20 protein-coding genes and 1 tRNA gene are annotated in these 22,229 nt (G+C 35.6%); 20 read left to right on the forward strand and 1 reads right to left on the reverse strand.

Annotated features, from left to right (window positions below; translation table 11 throughout):
- Positions 1-392 precede the first annotated feature (392 nt).
- The 20 genes from ispE to ACTXGU_RS20595 all read left to right on the forward strand — a co-directional run bounded on the left by ispE (position 393) and on the right by ACTXGU_RS20595 (position 21,650).
- A complete protein-coding gene (gene ispE / locus ACTXGU_RS20500) occupies positions 393-1,262 on the forward strand; it encodes a 4-(cytidine 5'-diphospho)-2-C-methyl-D-erythritol kinase (RefSeq protein ID WP_443483386.1) in 870 nt (289 codons plus the stop codon).
- A gap of 56 nt (positions 1,263-1,318) precedes the next feature.
- Positions 1,319-2,146, forward strand: coding sequence for a pur operon repressor (gene purR, locus ACTXGU_RS20505; RefSeq protein WP_443483387.1), 828 nt, complete (start codon positions 1,319-1,321; stop codon positions 2,144-2,146).
- A 9-nt stretch (positions 2,147-2,155) separates the two neighbouring features.
- Positions 2,156-2,533, forward strand: coding sequence for a RidA family protein (locus tag ACTXGU_RS20510; protein WP_443483388.1), 378 nt, complete (start codon positions 2,156-2,158; stop codon positions 2,531-2,533).
- 479 nt (positions 2,534-3,012) lie between these two features.
- Positions 3,013-3,303 carry a septation regulator SpoVG gene (gene spoVG / locus ACTXGU_RS20515; RefSeq protein ID WP_003347151.1) on the forward strand — a complete coding sequence of 97 codons (291 nt, stop codon included), beginning with the start codon at positions 3,013-3,015 and terminating at the stop codon, positions 3,301-3,303.
- Positions 3,304-3,668: 365 nt separating this feature from the next.
- Positions 3,669-5,030: a bifunctional UDP-N-acetylglucosamine diphosphorylase/glucosamine-1-phosphate N-acetyltransferase GlmU gene (glmU, locus tag ACTXGU_RS20520; RefSeq protein WP_443483389.1), complete on the forward strand. Its 1,362-nt coding sequence runs from the start codon at positions 3,669-3,671 to the stop codon at positions 5,028-5,030.
- A 268-nt stretch (positions 5,031-5,298) separates the two neighbouring features.
- Positions 5,299-6,255 (forward strand): ribose-phosphate diphosphokinase, encoded by a 957-nt coding sequence (locus ACTXGU_RS20525; RefSeq protein ID WP_443483390.1) that lies wholly within the window; start codon positions 5,299-5,301, stop codon positions 6,253-6,255.
- Between the two features lie 208 nt (positions 6,256-6,463).
- Complete coding sequence (locus tag ACTXGU_RS20530; protein ID WP_443483391.1) at positions 6,464-7,102, forward strand: 50S ribosomal protein L25/general stress protein Ctc; 639 nt, start codon at positions 6,464-6,466, stop codon at positions 7,100-7,102.
- 318 nt (positions 7,103-7,420) lie between these two features.
- Positions 7,421-7,984 (forward strand): aminoacyl-tRNA hydrolase, encoded by a 564-nt coding sequence (gene pth / locus ACTXGU_RS20535; RefSeq protein ID WP_443483392.1) that lies wholly within the window; start codon positions 7,421-7,423, stop codon positions 7,982-7,984.
- Between the two features lie 160 nt (positions 7,985-8,144).
- A complete protein-coding gene (locus tag ACTXGU_RS20540) occupies positions 8,145-8,375 on the forward strand; it encodes an anti-sigma-F factor Fin family protein (protein WP_443483393.1) in 231 nt (76 codons plus the stop codon).
- A 683-nt stretch (positions 8,376-9,058) separates the two neighbouring features.
- Complete coding sequence (gene mfd, locus ACTXGU_RS20545; protein ID WP_443483394.1) at positions 9,059-12,595, forward strand: transcription-repair coupling factor; 3,537 nt, start codon at positions 9,059-9,061, stop codon at positions 12,593-12,595.
- Between the two features lie 548 nt (positions 12,596-13,143).
- Positions 13,144-13,680: a stage V sporulation protein T gene (gene spoVT, locus ACTXGU_RS20550; RefSeq protein WP_443483395.1), complete on the forward strand. Its 537-nt coding sequence runs from the start codon at positions 13,144-13,146 to the stop codon at positions 13,678-13,680.
- Between the two features lie 145 nt (positions 13,681-13,825).
- A complete protein-coding gene (locus ACTXGU_RS20555; RefSeq protein ID WP_443483396.1) occupies positions 13,826-14,206 on the forward strand; it encodes a GntR family transcriptional regulator in 381 nt (126 codons plus the stop codon).
- Between the two features lie 11 nt (positions 14,207-14,217).
- Positions 14,218-15,315: a DUF1648 domain-containing protein gene (locus tag ACTXGU_RS20560; protein ID WP_443483404.1), complete on the forward strand. Its 1,098-nt coding sequence runs from the start codon at positions 14,218-14,220 to the stop codon at positions 15,313-15,315.
- A gap of 747 nt (positions 15,316-16,062) precedes the next feature.
- Entirely contained in the window at positions 16,063-17,673 is a 1,611-nt protein-coding gene (locus ACTXGU_RS20565; RefSeq protein WP_443483397.1) for a putative polysaccharide biosynthesis protein, read from the forward strand.
- Between the two features lie 4 nt (positions 17,674-17,677).
- A complete protein-coding gene (gene mazG, locus ACTXGU_RS20570; protein ID WP_443483398.1) occupies positions 17,678-19,144 on the forward strand; it encodes a nucleoside triphosphate pyrophosphohydrolase in 1,467 nt (488 codons plus the stop codon).
- Positions 19,145-19,157: 13 nt separating this feature from the next.
- A complete protein-coding gene (locus ACTXGU_RS20575; protein ID WP_443483399.1) occupies positions 19,158-19,415 on the forward strand; it encodes an RNA-binding S4 domain-containing protein in 258 nt (85 codons plus the stop codon).
- Positions 19,416-19,570: 155 nt separating this feature from the next.
- A complete protein-coding gene (gene yabP, locus ACTXGU_RS20580) occupies positions 19,571-19,873 on the forward strand; it encodes a sporulation protein YabP (RefSeq protein ID WP_443483400.1) in 303 nt (100 codons plus the stop codon).
- The gene (gene yabQ / locus ACTXGU_RS20585; RefSeq protein ID WP_443483401.1) at positions 19,870-20,496 is read left to right on the forward strand and encodes a spore cortex biosynthesis protein YabQ; all 627 of its coding nucleotides are present in this window, start codon (positions 19,870-19,872) and stop codon (positions 20,494-20,496) included. Before yabP ends, yabQ begins: the two co-directional genes overlap by 4 nt.
- 18 nt (positions 20,497-20,514) lie before the next feature.
- Positions 20,515-20,913 (forward strand): FtsB family cell division protein, encoded by a 399-nt coding sequence (locus ACTXGU_RS20590; RefSeq protein ID WP_443483402.1) that lies wholly within the window; start codon positions 20,515-20,517, stop codon positions 20,911-20,913.
- A gap of 260 nt (positions 20,914-21,173) precedes the next feature.
- A complete protein-coding gene (locus ACTXGU_RS20595; RefSeq protein WP_443483403.1) occupies positions 21,174-21,650 on the forward strand; it encodes a S1 domain-containing RNA-binding protein in 477 nt (158 codons plus the stop codon).
- Between the two features lie 278 nt (positions 21,651-21,928).
- Here the strand turns inward: ACTXGU_RS20595 and ACTXGU_RS20600 are convergent.
- Positions 21,929-22,002: transfer RNA gene (locus ACTXGU_RS20600), tRNA-Met, on the reverse strand.
- Positions 22,003-22,229: the final 227 nt, after the last annotated feature.

The following is a 22,229-nucleotide window of genomic DNA, read 5'->3' on the forward strand; positions in this document are numbered from 1 at the left end:
ATAACATGTAAAAAACAATAGTAGAACTAATAAACAATCGATATTTTATGGTAAAATCACTATATCCATATAGATGATAGCGTGTCCTTTTTAACTCATATAAAATATTGATGATCGGGAAAGTAAATAGTGTTTTTCTTTATGAGAAGGTTCTGTTAAACCGATAATGTTGTTAATAGGAAGGTTTTGAAAATCAACTTTACCTCTTTGGCGTACTTAGCCGGCCAGCGCCTAGCCCTTATGAAAAATAACCCTTTGTCTCTAACAGTAAAATTCACTTTTGGAGTCAAATGAATATTTTTCTTCAGGTCTGAACAAGCGCTTACGCTTTTCTTATTTGTGGTAAAATAGGACAAAAAATGGAGACAAAGAAAATGAAGTAGGTGGAAATATTGAAGCTGTTAGTAAAAGCACCAGCTAAGATAAACTTATCATTAGATGTACTCAACAAAAGGCCGGATGGGTATCATGAAGTGGAAATGATCATGACAACCATTGACTTAGCTGATAGATTAGAGCTTACATTAGAAGAAAATGACGAAATAAAAATTATTTCTCTTAATAGATTTGTTCCAGATGATCAAAGGAATTTAGCGTATCAAGCAGCAAGGCTATTAAAGGATAAGTTTGATGTTAAAAAAGGCGTAACAATAAAGATTGAAAAAAACATTCCGGTAGCAGCAGGGCTTGCAGGTGGAAGCAGTGATGCAGCAGCTGTTTTACGAGGCTTAAATAAACTATGGAATCTCGGGTTATCAATTGATACACTAGCAGAAATCGGAGCAGAAATTGGTTCTGATGTATCGTTTTGTGTTTATGGTGGAACTGCGCTTGCAACTGGAAGAGGTGAAATCATTAAAGAATTGCCGGCGCCTCCCATTTGCTGGGTTGTGTTAGCAAAACCTTTTATAGGTGTTTCTACTGCAGATATTTATAAAAGGCTTGATGTATCTAAAATAAAACATCCCGATACAAAAAAGATGATTCAATCCATTTACGATGGAAGTTATTCTTATATGTGTCAAAACGTCGGGAATGTACTAGAAGACGTTACATTAAACTTATATTCAGAGGTTGCTCAAATTAAGGAACAAATGAAAAAATTTGGAGCAGATGCAGTGTTGATGAGTGGAAGTGGTCCAACGGTTTTTGGTTTAATCCATCATGATTCTAGAATGAATCGTGTATATAATGGTTTAAGAGGGTTTTGTGACCAAGTATTTGCAGTCCGAATAATAGGCAGTCGACATACCCTTGATTAACACGTATAATAATGAAATATTAACGTTAAAATATTCGGATTTTGGAGGTTCGCAGTATGAAATTTCGTCGTAGTGAGCGCTTAATAGACATGACGAATTATTTGTTAGAGCATCCAAGGCAGCTTGTATCGTTATCCTACTTTGCTGAAAAGTATGGTTCTGCAAAATCTTCCATAAGTGAAGATTTGGCAATCATTAAAGACACCTTTGAGCAAAGAGGGATAGGAATCCTTCAAACTTTGCCTGGGGCAGCTGGAGGAGTCAAATATCAGGTGAAAGTAAGTGAACAAGAAGCAAAACCTTTTATTAAGGAACTTTGTGAGCTCATAATGAATCCTGAAAGACTTTTACCAGGTGGTTATCTATATATGACCGATATATTAGGTGATACAGCTCTTGTTCAAAAAGTCGGAAAATTATTCGCATCTGCGTTTGCAGATACAAAAATTGATGTAGTAATGACGGTTGCTACAAAAGGAATTCCACTGGCGTATGCAGTAGCTGCATACTTAAATGTACCTGTTGTTATGGTAAGAAGAGACAGCAAGGTAACAGAAGGTTCTACTGTTAGTATAAATTATGTATCTGGTTCAACAAAAAGAATACAAACAATGGTTCTTTCCAAAAGAAGTTTGGAGGAAGGATCAAGAGTATTGATTGTAGATGATTTTATGAAAGCAGGCGGTACGGTAAATGGCATGATCAGCTTGTTGGAAGAGTTTAATGCTGTTGTCGCTGGAATCGCTGTTTTAGTGGAAGCGGAAGAAGCAGAAGAAAGACTTGTAGATGATTATTTATCACTGGTAAAATTATCTGGAGTCGATGTAAAGGGTAAAAGTATTTCTGTAGAAAAAGGAAATTACTTCGACCAAAATAATTTATAAGGGGAATGAATGATGAAAGTAGTTCAAACAAACGCTGCACCACAAGCAATAGGACCATATTCTCAGGGAATTATCGTCAATAATATGTTTTACAGTTCGGGTCAAATTCCATTAACAGCTGAAGGTTCGTTAGTGGAAGGAGATGTGCAAACACAAACCCATCAAGTATTTAAGAATTTAGGCGCTGTACTTGAAGCTGCCAATGCATCCTTTGATACAGTAGTAAAAGCAACCGTTTTTATTAAAAATATGGAAGATTTTGCTGCGATCAACGAAGTGTATGGAGAATATTTTCATACACATAAGCCAGCACGTTCTTGTGTAGAAGTAGCAAGATTGCCGAAAGATGTATTAGTAGAAATTGAAGTTATTGCACTTTGTAAATAAGAGACTATTAGATATTAGCCAGCCATTTGTTGATAAACTAGTACATATGGTTGGCTTTTTCTATCTTAAATAGTAGAGTAAAAAGATGACCTTTTTATCTTTAGGCTGTTTACTAAAAGTTTGTTGTTTTGAATAAAACAATAAACATAGTTGAAGCACTGAGCAGCCTGAAAACACGTAGACTCCTGCTTAGAAAAGCGAGAAAGACTCGGGCCCCACAGGAGCATAGCGACGAGGAGGCTCGGCACTCGTCCGCGGAAAGCGAAGTGTATTCAGGCTGCGGGTTAAATAACTACAAGCTATACGCAAAGAGCCTATCTTTATTAAATGGGAAAAATAATGATTTTGCTCTATTTTTTAGCAATTTTCATCAAATTCTCCTAAATATTCTAAAAAATTTTACCATTTAAGAAGGAGTTATGAAAGTTCTGTTGAATTAGTTAACTAGGTTTTATCTTCTAGTAAAGGTGGTGAACAGAATGGAAGTAACTGACGTAAGACTACGCCGAGTTAATACGGATGGACGAATGAGGGCTATTGCCTCTATCACTCTTGATAATGAATTTGTTGTTCACGATATTAGGGTTATTGATGGAAATAATGGATTATTTGTAGCCATGCCTAGTAAACGAACACCTGATGGAGAGTTTAGAGATATTGCACATCCAATTAATTCCGGCACAAGAGGTAAAATCCAAGAAGCCGTTTTGGCAGAATACCACCGTTTAGGTGAATTAGAAGTTGAATTTGAAGAAGCTGGTGCTTCCTAAAAAATAATAGCAGCTAGAGCCTACTTCCAATGAGTACGGCTCTTTTTTTATGGCTGTTTTCTCAAAGTTTTTTGTGTTTTTTATATAAAAAAATGGGAGAAGAAGTACTCAGCAGACTGAATACACGTAGACTCCTGTGGGAATGCGAGAAAGACTCGGGCCCACAGGAGCGTATGCGACGAGGAGGCTCGACGCTCGCTAAACGGACGAAGTGTATTCAGGCTGCGGGTTTAAAAGCAACAATCTATATGAAAACAGCCTTTTTTATTTAGATAAAAGCATAAATATTCGAATCCTTTCTTGAAATCAACGACTATTTAAGATATATTTTTAATGGATAAAAAGGTTATATTGGAGGCTTGTGAATGTTAACTCGTTACGCAGTTATATTAGCTGCAGGACAAGGAACTAGAATGAAGTCAAAATTATATAAAGTACTTCATCCTGTATGCGGAAAACCGATGGTAGAGCATGTTGTTGACCAAGTTTCAAATCTTCAGATGGAAGAAATTGTAACTGTTGTTGGGCATGGTTCTGAACAAGTAAAGGAACAGCTTGGCGATAAAGTAAGTTATGTTTATCAAGCCGAGCAGTTAGGAACAGCACATGCAGTCATCCAGACAAGTGAGCTTCTTAAAAATAAAGAGGGAGTAACATTGGTTATTTGTGGAGACACACCTTTAATAAAGCATGAAACAATAGAGCTGCTTATTAAACATCATGAAAATACATCTGCAAAAGCTACTATATTAACAGCCCTAGCACAAAATCCTGGTGGTTATGGCCGTATTATTAGAAATGACTTAGGCGATGTAGAAAAGATTGTTGAACATAAAGATGCAACAGAAAAAGAAAAAGAAATCAAAGAAATTAATACAGGAACGTATTGCTTTGATAATCGTTCTTTATTTCAAGCGCTTAATGCAGTTTCCAATCAAAATGCTCAAGGAGAATATTATCTACCAGATGTTATTGAAATACTAAAAAAACAGAGTGGTGTAGTTTCAGCCTTTCAAACAGAGGATTTTGAAGAAACACTGGGCGTCAATGATCGTGTTGCATTAGCAGAAGCTGAACGAATCATGAAGAAAAGAATAAATGAATTTCATATGCGTAATGGAGTTAGCATCATAGATCCTGCCAATACGTATATAGAATCAAGTGTCATCATTAAGGAAGATACAGTAATTATGCCTGGAACCATTCTTTCAGGTCAAACGATCATCGATTCTGACTGTATAATAGGACCGAATACAGAAATAAAAAACTGTGCGGTTGGGAAGAATACCATTATTAAACAATCTGTAGCACATGATAGCAAGATCGGATTAGACGTAAACATTGGACCATTTGCTCATATTCGTCCTCAATCGAATATTGCTGATGAAGTGAAGATTGGCAATTTTGTTGAGCTTAAAAAGGCTGAATTTGGGAAAGGCAGTAAAGCATCCCATTTAAGTTATGTAGGTGATGCTAAGGTAGGCAATGATGTTAATATTGGTTGTGGAACAATCACAGTTAATTATGACGGTAAAAATAAATTTTTAACAACGATTGAGGATGGAGCATTTGTCGGCTGCAATTCTAATTTAATCGCGCCTGTTACTATTGGGATGGGAGCATATGTTGCAGCAGGTTCCACTATTACAGAGGACGTACCTAGCAGTGCACTTTCCATTGCACGGGCCCGTCAAGTTAATAAAGAGAATTATGCAAAAAACGAATAAAAAGATAAGGCTGTTTTCTAAAAGTTTGTTGTTTTTGAATAAACATGCCTAAAGCACTGAGCAGCCTGAATACACGTAGACTCCTGCTTAGAAAAAGCGAGAAAGACGAGACCCCTCAGGAGCATGCGACGAGGAGGCTCGGCAGTCGTCCGCGGAAAGCGAAGTGTTATTCAGGTTGTAGGGTAAATAACAACAATCTATATGAAAAGAGCGTTTATTTAAAATGGGACAACCTATTCGTTAGGAATAAGTCTATGGAGGTTCAGGGATGTCAGTTAAGAATTTAGATCCAAATTTAAAGGTATTTACCTTAAATTCAAACCCAAAGTTAGCAGAGGCGATTGCTGAATCAATCGGAGTAGAATTAGGAAAGTGTTCTGTAAAGCGATTCAGTGATGGGGAAATTCAAATAAATATTGAAGAGAGTATTCGTGGATGTGATGTGTATATCATCCAATCGACAAGTGCCCCTGTAAACGAGCATATCATGGAATTATTAATTATGATTGATGCTCTAAAGCGTGCATCTGCAAGAACAATCAACTTAGTGATACCATATTATGGATATGCGAGACAAGATAGAAAAGCAAGAGCACGTGAGCCTATCACAGCTAAACTAGTTGCTAATCTTTTAGAAACTGCAGGAGCAACACGTGTTATTACGTTGGATTTACATGCTCCGCAAATTCAAGGATTCTTTGATATTCCGATAGATCACCTTATGGGAGTGCCTATTTTAGGAGATTATTTTAGTAAACGTGAATTTGATGGAGATATTGTCATTGTTTCTCCAGATCATGGTGGAGTTACAAGAGCTCGTAAATTGGCTGAACGTTTAAAAGCGCCAATTGCTATCATCGATAAACGACGCCCTAGACCAAATGTGGCTGAAGTGATGAATATAGTTGGTAATATCGAAGGGAAAATTGCTATTCTAATTGATGATATTATCGATACAGCGGGAACGATTACACTTGGTGCAAATGCTCTTGCTGAAAATGGTGCAAAAGAAGTGTATGCATGCTGTACACATCCGGTATTATCAGGACCAGCAATGGAAAGAATAAAAAATTCAAAAATAAAAGAACTTGTAGTTACAAACTCTATTGAACTTGGCGAAGAAAAACTATCTGATAATGTTGTTCAATTATCAGTAGCGGACCTTTTAGGTGAAGCTATTATTAGAGTTCATTCTGATCAGTCAGTAAGCTTTTTATTTGATTAATAGACATATACAAAAAATGTGCTTTGTTTACACTTTGAGTCGTTTTCTTTGGAAAGCGGCCTCTTTTCTTTTATGGAGTTCTTCTTCCTGCTTTTTTAGATAGCGCTGCTATGTTTAAATTTTCCCGATTTAGGGCATTTTTTTATAGAGGATGATCACACACTAATAGAGTGATTCTTAAAAAAATGATGGAAGGTGAAGAAATAGGATGAGTACATTATTACAAGCTAAAGAGCGTACAACATTTAAACATTCTACTTTAACAGGAATTCGCAATGAAGGAAATATTCCAGGTGTGGTGTATGGATCAAAAACAAAAAGTACATCTATTTATTTAAATGAAGCAGACTTTCTAAAAACAATCAAAGAGGTTGGCCGAAATGGTGTAATAGAATTAATGGTTGATGGAGAAAAGCATAATGTTGTACTAAACGATTATCATTCAGATCCCCTTAAAAGAAATATATTGCATGTAGATTTTCTTGCTGTTGATTTATCTCAAGAAATAACTGCTACTGTAAAAGTTTCTTTAATAGGGGATGCCATAGGGGTAAAAGATGGTGGTGTATTGCAACAACCGCTGCATGAAGTGGAAGTAACGGCAAAACCAAATGATATCCCAGCATCGATTGAACTAGATATTAGTGAACTGCAAGTAGGAGAAACGCTTACAATAGCAGATATAAAAGAATATCAGGCATTGGAAATCAATCATGAAAAAGAAGAAGTAATTGCTTCGATTCTTGCTCCTAGACAGGAAGAAGAAATTAGTACAGGAGAACAACAAGAAGACGGAACACCAGATAATTTAGAAGGAAGAGAAACGGTAAAAGAGGAAGTAGAATAGAATTTCGCTTTCTCTTTTACCCTTTGTACCATTTTGTTATGATTAATAGGTAAGGTTCAGCAATTTTTACAAAGGAAAGATAGTATAAATTGCTAAAGTTAGAAAGTGTCTAGCTAGAGCGCCTAGCCCTTGTGAAAAATACCCCTTTGCCTCTAAAAGTAAAAAGCCCTTTTGGAGTGAAAGGAACATTTTCTTCAGGACCGAACAAGGCGCTTGCGCTTTCCTAATTGGCCGAACGGGAGGTTTTGTCCAAGGAGAACTTTTCTTTTGGACAAACCTTCTTTTTCTATATAAACATTTATACAAAGGATGGTTCATGTGAAATTAATTGTTGGTTTAGGTAACCCTGGGAAACAATATGAAAAGACGAGGCATAATATTGGTTTTGAAATTATTGATTTTATTTCTAAAGAGTATTCGATTCCTTTAGAGAAAGCAAAGTTTAAAGGAGTATTCGGAACAGGAATCATCGGTGGAGAAAAGGTGATTTTGTTAAAACCTCTTACATATATGAATCTTTCTGGAGAATCGATACGTCCTCTCGCAGATTACTTTGAAATTGCATTAGAAGATATTGCTGTTATATACGATGATTTAGATTTACCAGTAGGAAAAATAAGATTAAGACAAAAAGGAAGTTCTGGGGGACATAATGGTATTAAGTCTACTATTGCACATTTAGGTTCGGAAAAATTCAACCGAATAAGAGTGGGAATTGACAGACCAAAAAATGGCATGAAAGTGCCTGATTATGTGCTGGGCAAGTTTACGAATGAAGAACAGGCAGCATTAGAAAGTATCATTCGAAAATGCGTAGACGCTTGTAGTGAATGGATGAAGGAACCATTTTTACAAGTGATGAATAAATATAATATTCAATAAGTGAATATGTTTCTAACGAGCTTTTGAAGGACGATAATTCGGTACTTATCTTACATTATTACTATTAATTTTCCCTCACAACCCTATATGGAAAGGTATAAATTTCTTCTTATATGTAAATACTATCTTTAGTATTTATGGTGAATAAGGAGGCCTTTGCTTGGCTATACATTATCATTGTAGACATTGTGGAGTAAAAATTGGAACAATAGATTCAAAAACAGTGGAAACAAACCAATTGGGATTGCATGTATTAACGGAGGAAGATCGCTCAGAGATGATTACTTATAGTACAAACGGAGAAGTTTTTATTAAATCGATATGTGAAGATTGTCAAGAATCATTAATGAAAAATCCTCATTATTATGAAAATAATTATTTACTTCATTAATCTAGTGTAAGTATGTAGATGAATAAATGCTTGTCCCTAAAAGAGGGTATTCCTAAAGCAGCAAGTCTAATTCTTATTATACGTAGAATTAGACGCTTAAAGGGCGCCCTCCTTTTCCCATTTATATTTTGTTTATAGAAGAAACAAGTTAAATATTTAGTATTAGCAGGAATATAAGCGGTAAATATCGTATATACAATCACTAGCACTATTTTTGTTTTTGAATAAAATAATAACATGGCTGAAGCACGGAGCAGCCTGAATACACGTAGACTCCTGCGGGAAAAGCGAGAAAGACGAGACCCCACAGGAGCATAGCGACGAGGAGGCTCGGCACTCGTCCGCGGAAAGCGAAGTGTATTCAGGCTGCGGGTTAAATAATAACAATCTATACGAAAAGAACCTTGTTTTCTTAATAGTAATGCTTTAAATAATCATCCTACTATTTATCAAAAAATACTTAGTAGGGATCAAAAGACATAGGAACAGAATATAAATTAGAAAGAACCATCAGTCAAAAACGAAAGGGTCGACTGATGGGAATTTTAGGTTAGATAGGTTAATTTATACTAATGAGTAGTTCGTTTTATATGATGATATATTTGAGTAAATAAAAGATCTGATGAGAATTTTTAATAATACTTAGAATTAATATTAAGTTTTAGTAAGGAGGGACAAAATCATTGTTAGGGCTAAAAAAACTATTTAATCAACAAGAAGAGATCCAACATTTAATTTCTGGATTGGAAGCAGGGTTACATGAACAGTTAATTTCTGGGTTGTCCGGATCTTCAAGGACGCTGTTTTTAACATCTGTATATGAGCAAACAAAAAAACCTTTATTAGTAGTAACGCATAATTTATTGCAAGCGCAAAAGCTTTATGATGATATTACGAATATTATGGATGATGCAAATGTTTATTTGTATCCTGCCAATGAATTAATTGCAGCAGAAATAAGTATTGCAAGTCCGGAATTAAAAGCACAGCGGATCGAAGCACTAAATCATTGGATAAAAGAATCGAATGGAATTATGATCGCACCCGTTGCTGGGTTAAGGAGGATGCTTCCTCCACCAACACTTTGGAAAGAAAGCCAAGTTTTATTAAAGGTCGGGGAAGAAATAGAATTAAAAAAACAATTAAAGTTATTCGTAGAGATGGGATATGTACGAAATGACATGGTGTCTGCCCCAGGAGAATTTAGTGTCAGAGGCGGAATTATTGATATCTATCCTCTAACAGAAGAGAATCCTTTGCGTATTGAGTTATTTGATACAGAAATAGATTCTATCCGGTCTTTTTCGTTAGACGATCAACGATCAAAAGAAAAATTGACAAGTGTAACGATTGGTCCTGCCACAGAAATTCTATTTAAAGAAGAAGCGGTGTCTGCCTTTATTCTAAAGTTGGAATCAGGTTTAGCAAATAGTTTAAAGAAAATAAAAGATACTGAAACAAAAACATTATTAGCACAATCAGTTGGAAATGAAATAGAACAATTAAAAAACGGACAAAAGCCACAGCAGTTATATAAGTACTTATCTATTCTTTATGGAGAGCAAACAAGTTTGCTAGATTACTTTCCAAAAAATGGACTTATTTTTGTGGATGAAATTAGTAGAGTGCAAGAAATGAATGATACATTAGAAAAAGAAGAGGCAGATTGGTATACAAGCCTGTTAAGTAATGGAGAAATAATCCATGACATGACACTTTCCCAAAATATTAATGACCATCTCCATCATTCCAAGCAGTCTATTATATATATGTCTTTATTCTTGCGGCATGTACCAAATACGAATCCGCAAAATATTATTAATATTTCTTGCAAACCGATGCAAAGTTTTCATGGACAGATGAATGTATTAAAAACAGAAATAGAACGTTGGAAGAAAAACCAATTTACCGTTATCGTGTTAGGAACCGATCATGAACGGGTCGAGAAGTTGGAACAAGTTCTTCGTGATTATGAAATTCAATCGGTTATTAAAGGGACCGATCAATCGATTATGAAAGGGCAAGTTCAGCTTGTAGAAGGAAATCTCTTGTCCGGTTTTGAGCTTCCGATGTTAAAAATGACGGTGATAACAGAGGAAGAACTATTTAAAACAAAAACGAAAAAGAGCTCCAAACGAAGACAAAAATTGTCCAATGCAGAGAGGATAAAAAGTTATTCTGAGTTAAAAGTTGGCGATTATGTTGTTCATGTTAATCATGGAATAGGAAAATATTTAGGAATTGAAACACTGCAAATAAATGGTGTTCATAAAGATTATTTGCATTTAAGGTATCAAGGAAGCGATAAATTATACGTTCCGGTTGAACAAATCGATTTAGTGCAAAAATATGTTGGATCAGAGAGCAAGGAACCGAAGATATATAAGCTTGGCGGCAATGATTGGAAGAGAGTGAAAAAGAAAGTAGAATCCTCTGTACAAGATATTGCTGATGATTTAATTAAGCTATATGCTGAGCGGGAAGCTTCTGTAGGGTATGGATTTTCTCCAGATGGAGAGATGCAAAAAGAATTCGAGTTATCTTTTGCTTATCAAGAAACAGATGATCAGCTTCGTTCTATCCAGGAAATCAAAAAGGATATGGAACGGGAGAGACCAATGGATCGCCTTCTTTGTGGGGATGTTGGCTATGGAAAAACGGAAGTTGCCATTCGTGCAGCATTTAAAGCAATAGCTGATGGAAAACAGGTTGCATTCCTTGTACCAACGACCATATTAGCCCAGCAGCATTATGAAACATTGAGAGAACGGTTTCAAGATTACCCTATCGAAATAGGCTTATTAAGCCGTTTTAGAACGAGAAAGCAGCAAACAGAAACATTAAAAGGATTAAAGACAGGAACCATTGATATTGTTGTGGGTACACACCGGATTCTATCAAAAGACATTATATATCATGATTTAGGTTTATTAATTATTGATGAAGAGCAAAGATTTGGTGTTACGCATAAAGAAAAAATCAAACAGTTAAAAACAAATGTCGATGTGTTAACGTTAACAGCTACTCCTATCCCAAGAACATTGCATATGTCCATGTTGGGGGTAAGAGATTTGTCTGTTATTGAAACCCCTCCAGAAAATCGTTTTCCTATTCAAACGTATGTAATGGAGTATAATGGAGGCCTTGTAAGAGAAGCCATTGAGAGAGAGCTGGCACGGAATGGCCAAATTTATTTTCTCTATAACAGAGTGGAAGATATTGAAAGAAAAGCAGAGGAAATTTCGATGTTAGTTCCTGATGCAAAAGTTACGTATGCGCATGGGAAAATGACAGAAAATGAGTTGGAATCCGTCATGTTAAGTTTCCTTGAAGGGGAATATGATGTGCTGGTGAGTACAACGATTATTGAAACAGGAGTAGATATTCCAAACGTTAATACCCTAATTGTTCAAGATGCGGATCGGATGGGATTATCTCAACTTTATCAATTAAGGGGAAGGGTTGGAAGATCCAATCGTGTGGCATATGCTTATTTCACATACCGAAAAGATAAAGTATTAACAGAAGTAGCAGAAAAACGTTTGCAAGCAATTAAAGAATTTACAGAGCTAGGTTCCGGTTTTAAGATTGCTATGCGAGATTTAACGATTAGAGGTGCAGGGAATTTATTAGGGGCTCAGCAGCACGGTTTTATTGACTCAGTAGGTTTTGATTTATATTCTCAAATGTTGAAGGAAGCAATCGAAGAAAAAAGAGGAACTTTTGATGAACAGCGAAATCAGATGATTGAGTTAGATTTAGATATTGATGCCTACATCCCGGATTTTTATATTAATGATGGGCAGCAAAAAATTGAAATGTATAAAAGGTTTAGAGGCATTACGTCATTAGAAGAATTGAGTGAACTGCAAGAAGAAATGATTGATCGTTTTGGAGATTATCCTGCTGAGGTAGCTTATTTGTTTAAGTTAACAGAAATGAAAGTTTACGGAAAACAAGCTGGAGTAGAAATAATCAAACAAACAAAAGAGGAAGTGCTTATTCTTATTTCAGAGGAAAGCAGTAATCTTCTTGATGGTCAAAAGATTTTTGAAAAGAGTTCTAAATATGGAAGAATGATTGGTTTAGGAATGGACGGTAAAAAATTAAAAATGGTCCTTTATGTAAAAGGAATTGAAACAGATAAATGGCTGGACGCGTGCTATGAAATGGTAGAAGCGTTTAATAGCTTTAAAAAGGAGCCGCAAGAAGCAAGTTAAATGAAAATACTTTCTGACTTGTAGTTTTGTCTTCACATTCTAGAGGGGTTGCTGCCCTCTTTTTGTGTTTATAAAATAATCTAAGTGATGAACAAGGCGCTTGTGAAAGATAACCTCTTGTCTCTAAAAGTTTGTTGTTTTTGAATAAAACAATAAACATGGTTGAAGCACTGAGCAGCCTGAATACAAGTAGACTCCTGCGGGAAAAGCGAGAAAGACGAAACCCCACAGGAGCATAGCGACGAGGAGGCTCGGCACTCGTCCGCGGAAAGCGAAGTGTATTCATGCTGCGGGTTACATAACAACAATCTATACGAAAAGAGCCAAAAGTAAAGAGCGCTTTTTAAGACAAGAGAACATTTTTCTTCGGGGCTGATCAAGGAGCCTGCGCTTTTCTTATTTGGAAAGAATCACAGCATAGAGAAAATTTTACATATTAAATGCATAGAACTTTCCATATGAAAGATACTATTCTTAAATATGGTGAACATTTCATAAATATTTGCCAAATTTAAAAAAATCATCTGATGAAAGTGAGGCAACATGATATGAAGGCAACTGGAATTGTGCGTCGAATCGATGATTTGGGCCGTGTGGTAATCCCAAAAGAAATCAGAAGGACACTACGTATTCGCGAAGGAGATCCATTAGAAATTTTTGTAGATCGAGATGGAGAAGTGATTTTAAAAAAATATTCTCCTATCAGTGAACTAAGTGATTTTGCAAAAGAGTATGCAGAGGCTTTATATGATAGCTTAGGCAACTCTGTATTAATCTGTGATAGGGATTCTTATATCGCTGTTGCAGGGGGATCAAAAAAGGACTATTTAAATAAAAATATAAGCGATCTGGTAGAAAAAGCGATGGAGGATAGAACTTCTATCTTAATGAACCAACAAGATCAAATTGCTTTAATTGATGGTAACACTGAAAGTATTTCAGCTTATGCGATTGGTCCTATTATTGCCAACGGAGACCCAATAGGTGCAGTTATTATTTTCTCTAAGGAAAATACACTTGGTGAAGTAGAGAAGAAGGCAGTTGAAACAGCAGCAGGATTTTTAGCAAGACAAATGGAATCGTAAACAATTAGTGTTATTTATTGGAATGACAAAAAGGCAGCCGGCTATGTGCTGCCTTTTTTATGTGGAGAAAAAAATATTTATTTTTGTTCTACTAAACATAGAACAGGTTTGTTATAATATATATAGAACAGATGGAGGGGGAAAAATGATAATTAAGATTGAGCCTCAATCTAATATACCTATCTATGCGCAATTAACCAATCAAATTATGGAAGGCATCATTCGCGGAGAGTTAAAAGATGGTGATATGCTGCCGTCTGTGAGGTCATTAGCGGCCGATCTTAGTATTAATATGCACACAGTAAATAAGAGCTACCATGAGCTTGAAGAAAAAGGAATCATCAAAATTGTTCCTAAGTCAGGAGCCATTATTTGCTTGCAAAAAAGTTGGCAAGAAAAAGAGCGCTATCAGCAGTTGGTTGACCAATTTAGACCGGTAATAGTAGAGGCATTGGTTTTAGGGATGAACAAAGAAGATCTATATAAGTTAGTGAACGATATAAGTTCCGTAGTGGAAGGGGAGTAATACTTGTGGGAATGACAATTTTTTTAATCATTATTGGTTTTATTTCTCTAATGGAAACAATATTGCCGTTTATCGTAAGAAAAACTGTTGTATTTGGGGTAAGTATACCAGATGAAAAAATAAATTATCCGAAGGTTCGCTATTATAAAAAAATATATTCTTTCATAACATTTTTTGTTTCCTGTGCTGCTCTTATTACTTTTTATGCTTGGGGAATATATTCTAACGCAGCTGAAAATGAACTTGCAACAATAGGGTTGATGGTTCAATTCGGGATTATTTTATGGTGTCTTTCTTTGTATTTTTATTTACACGGTAAGCTGCTGCACTTAAAAAGAGACCAACAATGGTATTCCGAATTAAAGGAAGTGAGGGTGGCTCAATTAAGTCTACGACAGTCTGATGAAATGCTTCCTTGGTACTTATTTTTATTTCCAGTCATCGTTGCAATAGGTATTATTATCTTTACTTTATCGCAATACAGTCAATTTCCAGCGAGCATTCCTACTCATTGGGGACCTAATGGCCAGCCAGATCATTTTGCAGAAAAAACACCTTTTTCGGTTATCGCTTTATTACTAGTACTACTAACAATGCAAGGGATGTTTTTAGGGATGCATGAGTTAACGAAAAGATCGGGCATAAAATTGAGTGCTGTAAATATAAAAGGTTCTAGAATCAGACAATTGCTTTTTCGTAAATATACAAGTTGGCTTTTACTGCTTATGTCGATTTTTATTACGATGTTATTTTCATTTTTACAAGTTGCGACATTATATCAGAAACTTTATGATTCGGTATTCATCATTATTCTGCCAATGGCATTTTTGATTTTAACATTGGCAGGCTCCCTTATTTTTGCTGTAAAAGTAGGGAAGTTAAATTCCAAGTTGGAAATGGAAGTTAATTTAGAAAACGAAAAAGTAGTAGATGTAGATGAAGATCGCTTTTGGAAAGGCGGCATCATTTATTTTAATAAAAATGATCCTTCCATATTTGTTGAAAAGAGGTTTGGGATTGGCTGGACATTAAATTTTGCTCATCCGATGGGTTATGTGGTTGTTTTTGTTCCTATTTTGCTTATTCTGTTTATTAGCTTCATTGCATAAAAGGTTTGGTGAGAAGCTTTTAGTAGGAGCATTTGAGGAGAAAGAACGATAATAAAAACAATCTTTTCTCGATAGCTAAAACCAAGTATTTGCTTGGTTTCTTTTTTTTATGAGGAGCTGTACACTAATAAAGTTTTGTGAAATGTATGAGTAAAATTAATGTGGGCAAAAACTTAACCTTTCAATTGGTGAAAGATCAAATGATCGTTTGTCAATGGAAGGGGGGACAATGAGCGTATTTGCCAAAAGACTTAAAAATGACTGTAGTTGGGTGGAAAAAGGTGTAAGTGCCATGATCACTGGGTTGGTGGCTATCCTGGATCAGTTGGCATTGAAAACATTGTTTGAATGAGTGGAACGCTGGAAACGGAGAATCAAGAAGAACGCCTTAACCAATTGTATTATAGTTTTTGTCTCTATTTGAAGTACCGAGCAGCAGGAATACACGAAGACTCCTACGGGAAAAGCGAAATAGGCGAGACCCCGCAGGAGCGAAGCGACGAGGAGGCTTGGCATTCGCCCGTGGAAAGCGAAGTGTATTCCTGCTGCGGACCTTCTATAAAATCAACAATGAGCTTTAAAAAAATGAAAAATATGTACCAAGAGAGAACCCAAAAATAATGAATTTGCTTTCTTTTCTGGAGGGCCCACAAATGCTTGACTCAAACTTGTGAAATTGTATAAGTTTATACACAAAGGAACTATGCTATAATACAAGCGATACAGATATAGGAAGGGGCTTTTCTTGTGAAGCCTAATATACAATCAAGCGACTGGTTTAAAGGAGCTTTTATTCTTACAATTGGGGCGTTAATTACAAAAATATTAAGTGCAGTTTATCGTATTCCTTTTCAAAATATTGTTGGTGATACTGGGTTTTATATTTATCAACAAGTATATCCGTTTTATGGAGTGGTTGCTGCTCTTTCTACATATGGTTTTCCTGTTGTTCTTTCAAAGTTATATATGGAATTGAAGATGGAAGAAGATCATATTGGGTTATCTAATTTGCTAAGGTCGTCATTTTTCTTCTTATCATGTATAGGCATTATTTCATTTTTCTTCTTATTTACTAGTGCTGATTATTTAGCGGAATTAATGGGAGATCCTGCATTAACTCAATTATTAAAGGTTATCTCTTTTTCTTTTCTTATTTCGCCGCTTATTGCCTTTTTGCGGGGGATATTTCAAGGAGAAGGTTTTATGGTGCCAACGGCTATTTCTCAAGTAGGAGAACAGCTTATTCGTGTTAGTACGATTTTAATTACGGCAATCACTTTTACTTATCAGGGCTTTTCTTTGTATACGATTGGAGCAGGAGCAATGTTTGGATCCGTTACCGGAGGTTTGATTTCTCTCTTGCTGCTATTTTACTATTATAAAAAAGGCGCTTATTCCTTTTCCTTATTTAGACCGCCTACGTATAATCAAAAGCGTAATAAAAAAATATATAAAAAACTTATCTTTGAAGGGTTAACCATTTCCATCAGTAGTATGCTTTTAATATTACTGCAACTAGCGGATTCATTAAATTTATATGCGGAGCTTGTTTCCTCCGGGATCAACAGTAATACAGCAAAGGAATTAAAAGGAGTATATGATCGAGGTCAGCCGTTAATACAGGTGGGGACCATTTTAACTACGTCCATGGCATTAACACTTGTTCCTTTTATTACAGGCGAAAAACTTAAAAATAATCGAAAAAAATTAGTGGAAAAAATCCAATTATCGCTAACCATTGGGTTATTTATAGGGATAGGAGCAACTGTAGGGCTGCTTAGCATTATACAGGAAACGAATACGATGTTATTTGAAAATACAAATGGTTCGGCTGTACTCTCTATTTTTTCCTTTCTTATTTTATTAAATGCTATTATTGTTACATCTACAGCAATCTTACAAGGATTAGGACATCCTTTGTATCCTGCAGTCGTAATATTATGTTCTTTTTTTATAAAATACGGCCTCAATAAACTATTAGTAGAGGCGTATGGAACAGTTGGAGCAAGTATTGCTTCCAATATCACACTGATTATTATAATGATCTTTTTGTTATTAAGATTAGCGTTTGTATTAAAACACCCGCTCGTAAATAAAAAAAGTGTTGGTGTTATATTTTGGGGCGCTTTAGTGATGTTTGTTGTTTTAAAAGTTTATTTACTATTAACTGATTTTTTTGCCATTTTTACTCATCATGACCGGCTTTTTTCGAGTTTTCAAGCAATGAGTGGTGTCATACTTGGCACCATCACTTATCTTTTTATTGTGATTAGAGCTGATATTTTTAAAAAAGAAGACTTGATATTGTTGCCATTTGGCAGTAAAATGTTGATTTTTTTACCGGAAAAAAGGAGGTAGTATATTGAAAACAATTGAGATTATTGGATTAGGTGCAGGGGATATAAATCAACTTCCTTTAGGTGTATATAGAACTTTAATGAATAAAGAAAAAAAGGTATATATGCGTACAATGGATCATCCGGTTGTGGAAGTTTTAGAGGCAGAAGGAGCAAACTTTCATTATTTTGATGCTATTTATGAAAAACATGATCAGTTTGAAGCGGTATATAAAGAGATAGTTGCGTTTCTGTTGGAAGAAGCGGGCAAAGAAGAAATTATCTATGCGGTTCCAGGACATCCCCTTGTAGCCGAAAAAACGGTGCAGCTTTTAATTGAAAAAAGCAAAGAAGGAAAAGTGGATTTATCATTTGGCGGTGGTCAAAGCTTTTTAGACAGCATCTTTCAAGCAGTAAAGGTAGATCCAATCGACGGATTTCAGCTTTTGGATGGTACGTCTCTTCATATTAATGAAATTCAGTTTCGACATCATTTGATTATTGGCCAAGTATATGATGCGTTTTCTGCCTCAGAAGTAAAATTAACGTTAATGGAGAAGCTTCCTTATGATTATCCTGTTACAATCATTACGGCCGCTGGAAGCAAGGATGAGTGGATAAAGGAAATAGAATTGCATGAGTTGGACAGGGAAGTAAATTTAAATAATTTAACTTCTGTTTATGTTCCTCCTGTGCGTAATCAAGAGATATTAAATAAAGAATTTACGAGATTGCGACAAATTATTGCAACATTAAGGGGACCAGATGGCTGCCCATGGGATAAAAAACAAACACATGAATCTTTACGGAAATATCTTGTGGAAGAATGTTTTGAACTGATTGAAGCCATTAATGAAAAAGATATTGATCATATAATAGAAGAATTAGGAGATGTCTTATTGCAAGTCATGCTCCATAGTCAAATTGGGGAAGACGAAGGATTTTTTAGTATTGATGATGTGATTGAGGGGATTTCCTCTAAAATGGTTCGCAGACATCCCCATGTTTTTGGAGAAGAAACAGCAGAAACAGTGGACGATGTCATGGAACATTGGAAAAAAGCAAAAAGTTTAGAACAAAAACAAACGGAAGCTTCTATTTTAGATGGGGTTAATAGTGCGGCTCCTAATCTTTTAAGAGCATTTGAACTGCAAAAAAAAGCAGCAGGTGTAGGATTTGACTGGTCTGAGGTAGAACAGGCGTGGGAAAAGGTCCAAGAAGAAATAGAAGAGTTTAAAGAAGAGCTTGCAAATAGCAATCATCCGGAAAAGATGGAAAAAGAGTTTGGTGATATTCTTTTTTCCATTGTTAATATAGGTAGGTTTTACAAAATAGACCCTGAACTGGCTATTTATCAAACAAACCAGAAATTTATTCAGCGTTTTCAGTATATAGAAGAACAAGTAAAAAAGGTCGGTAAATCTTTTCATGAGTTAAGTTTAGACAAGTTGGATGAGTTTTGGGAGGAAGCTAAAAAGAAAGAAATCGAATAACGGAGGGATTATATTGCGTTTAGATAAATTTTTAAAAATATCAAGATTAATTAAAAGAAGAACATTAGCAAAAGAAGTTGCGGATCAAGGAAGAATATTAATAAATGGGCAGCAAGCAAAAGCAAGCTCCAACGTAAAAGTAGGAGATGAGCTCCAAGTGCGCTTCGGACAAAAAGTAGTAACAGTAAAGGTGGAAATACTGCAGGACTCAACAAAAAAGGAAGATGCAGCTAATATGTTTACCATTCTTAAAGAAGAAACGCTTTCTTAAGTGTATAATAGTATAAAGACTTTTTACTGAATATAGACAGGTGTCAGCTTCATGTCCTGAGCAAGGCGCTTCCGCTTTTCTTCATGTTCTAATTTTTTTTATTCTTCATACAATGGTACAAGTAGATTGTACTATGCGATTGTGAGGGATAAAATATGAGCCAATATTATGAGTCGAATACAACTAAAAGCAGTACGGTAGAACATGATGTTATTATGAGAGGAAGAAAGCTTCTAGATATTACTGGGGTTAAGCAAGTGGAGAGCTTTGATAACGAAGAGTTTCTATTAGAAACGGTGATGGGTTTTTTATCTATTAGAGGACAAAATCTTCAAATGAAAAACTTAGATGTGGAAAAAGGCATTGTTTCTATAAAAGGAAAGGTTTTTGATTTAGTATATGTAGATGAACAAAATGGAGAAAAAGCTAAAGGTTTCTTTAGCAAGATATTCCGATGACTTTATCGGTGCAATTTATGACCATGCTGGCGATGGTTGGCATGGGCTTATTGTTTGGACTTTGTTTAGATACGTATCAATATTTTTTAAAAAGACCGGAACGAAAACGAATCATTGTTTTTTTTCATGATCTTCTTTTTTGGATTTTTCAAGCACTGTTGATCTTTTATGTTCTATTTTTAGTTAACCAGGGTGAAGTGCGTGTTTATATTGCTTTAGCGTTAGTTTTAGGATTTGCTTTTTACCAAAGTATTGTGAAAACACCATATCTTCGTTCATTAAAGTGGTTTATTTCTATTAGTGTGCAGTTCTATCATTTTATCGTCAAATTACTTATCACGATTGTGTACAAGCCAATCAGGTCTTTGGTTTTATTGCTTGTTTCCATTATGATTATTTTATTTAAGGGACTTATGGCACTGTCGAAATTTGTGGTAACGGTATTAAGATTTATACTAAAGATATTATTTATGCCGATAAAGTGGATTTTCACACTCTTTTGGCTTATTATGCCGAATAAAGGTAAAAAATACGTCGAGAAGTTCTTTAGTAAATTTGCAGGATATTCCAATAAAATAAAGAATTATTGGATAACATGGATTTCTAATAGAAAAAAACAATAATGAAAGGAGGAGCCTTGTATGAGTGCATTAAAAAAAGAAGATATTGCAAAAATGCAACCAGAATATTCTATGCAACAAGAGGCGACCAGTATAAGTGGGGCAAGAAGGAAAAAACTATTATTCCGTCGATTAGCAGTTTTTTCACTTTTTGTTGCAGTTATTGGATTTTTGATGATATCTACACTCATATCTCAAAGCTCCACATTAGAAGAGAAAACAGCAGAAAAAAAGAAGCTGGATGTGAAAATTGCTTCACTGCAACAACAGGAAAAGAAGCTAAATGATCAAATTACGAAACTAAATGATCAAGAGTATTTAGCAAAACTCGCTCGCAAAGATTTATTTTTATCTAAAAAAGGGGAAATAATCTTTAATATTCCTAATGAAAAAGATGATAATAAGAAAAGTGAAAAATAATAAGAAAGTCAGTTGTAGTCAGAGTGTAGACGAAGTGATTTTAGCAGAAACTTCAGGCTGATCGAAAACGTTTGATGCATCACAGCGTGAAGCCTTGGGAGGAGCGGCGTTACCGTGGTTGGGTATGAGCATCTGAGCAAGGCTAACAACGAAGAAAGCGGGCGTTTGTCGACAGCCTGATATTGACACCCTTTTTTTTCATTTTGTATAATATAGTATAAGCATGATTTTTTATATCCTTAAGGAGGCAAAACTTTTTTATGTCAATCGAAGTAGGCAGCAAGTTACAAGGAAAAGTAACAGGAATTACTAATTTTGGTGCGTTTGTTGAACTCCCTGAAGGCGCTACAGGTCTTGTTCACATTAGTGAGGTCGCAGACAATTATGTTAAAGACATTAACGAGCATTTAAAAGTAGGCGATCAAGTAGAAGTAAAAGTAATTAATGTGGAGAAGGACGGAAAAATTGGCCTGTCCATTAAAAAAGCAAAAGACAGACCAGAAAGACCAGAAAGGCCAGAGAGATCATATGAGCGCGGAGAAAGAAGAGAATCTAGAGGTGGATATTCAGGTAACTCTCAAAGACCACGTCACGCAAAACAGAATGATAATCGTGCGCCGAGAGAGAATTTTGAGTCAAAGATGGCTCGTTTCTTAAAAGACAGTGAAGATCGATTAGCATCTCTAAAACGAAATACTGAGTCTAAACGCGGGGGAAGAGGCGCTAGACGAGGGTAACTTGCTGCTGAATTTCTAATAAATAGCACGGTTTATCGTTTATATATTCCCGTAGCTTAAGCAAGCCGTACTGGCTTGCTTTTTTGTCGTATAGGAAATTATAAACGAAATGGGATTGTGGATAGCTTGGCGGTTGTGTCCGCATCCAGCTCCGACGTACAGGATGTACTAGTGCCGGTGTCGCCACAGGACGTGGCGTATTTAACCGGCCAGCATCTAACCCTTGTGAATAAACATAAAAAAAGACTGTAGAAATTTTCTACAGTCTTTTTAAGAGATAGCGGCGGAGGGGATCGAACCCCCGACCTCACGGGTATGAACCGTACGCTCTAGCCAGCTGAGCTACACCGCCATAATATAATATTTATTAGACACAAGATATATAATACAAACCATAGGACAAAAAGTCAATTCTTTTTTTGAAAAAGCGTCAAACAAATCGATGTTTATTAGGATTGTTTTTAATTAAATAGTTATGTTAAAGCTCATTGTTGATTTTGGCACTATGTTGATCTTCGTTCCAGGCGTGAGACTCTTACGGGAAAAGCGAGTCAGAGGGAGACCCAACAGGCGCACAGC

It is taken from the genome of Niallia sp. 01092, from assembly GCF_052318935.1.
Taxonomy (GTDB): Bacteria; Bacillota; Bacilli; order Bacillales; family Cytobacillaceae; genus Niallia.

What these genes read in the sequence shown, in the direction of transcription:
- ACTXGU_RS20595 (WP_443483403.1), top strand. Translation starts at nt 21,174, where the DNA reads ATGTCAATCGAAGTAGGCAGCAAGTTACAAGGAAAAGTAACAGGAATT.
- yabP (WP_443483400.1), top strand. Translation starts at nt 19,571, where the DNA reads ATGAGCCAATATTATGAGTCGAATACAACTAAAAGCAGTACGGTAGAA.
- ACTXGU_RS20555 (WP_443483396.1), top strand. Translation starts at nt 13,826, where the DNA reads ATGATAATTAAGATTGAGCCTCAATCTAATATACCTATCTATGCGCAA.
- spoVT (WP_443483395.1), top strand. Translation starts at nt 13,144, where the DNA reads ATGAAGGCAACTGGAATTGTGCGTCGAATCGATGATTTGGGCCGTGTG.
- ACTXGU_RS20560 (WP_443483404.1), top strand. Translation starts at nt 14,218, where the DNA reads ATGACAATTTTTTTAATCATTATTGGTTTTATTTCTCTAATGGAAACA.
- ACTXGU_RS20590 (WP_443483402.1), top strand. Translation starts at nt 20,515, where the DNA reads ATGAGTGCATTAAAAAAAGAAGATATTGCAAAAATGCAACCAGAATAT.
- spoVG (WP_003347151.1), top strand. Translation starts at nt 3,013, where the DNA reads ATGGAAGTAACTGACGTAAGACTACGCCGAGTTAATACGGATGGACGA.
- ACTXGU_RS20510 (WP_443483388.1), top strand. Translation starts at nt 2,156, where the DNA reads ATGATGAAAGTAGTTCAAACAAACGCTGCACCACAAGCAATAGGACCA.
- purR (WP_443483387.1), top strand. Translation starts at nt 1,319, where the DNA reads ATGAAATTTCGTCGTAGTGAGCGCTTAATAGACATGACGAATTATTTG.
- yabQ (WP_443483401.1), top strand. Translation starts at nt 19,870, where the DNA reads ATGACTTTATCGGTGCAATTTATGACCATGCTGGCGATGGTTGGCATG.
- ACTXGU_RS20530 (WP_443483391.1), top strand. Translation starts at nt 6,464, where the DNA reads ATGAGTACATTATTACAAGCTAAAGAGCGTACAACATTTAAACATTCT.
- glmU (WP_443483389.1), top strand. Translation starts at nt 3,669, where the DNA reads ATGTTAACTCGTTACGCAGTTATATTAGCTGCAGGACAAGGAACTAGA.
- ACTXGU_RS20525 (WP_443483390.1), top strand. Translation starts at nt 5,299, where the DNA reads ATGTCAGTTAAGAATTTAGATCCAAATTTAAAGGTATTTACCTTAAAT.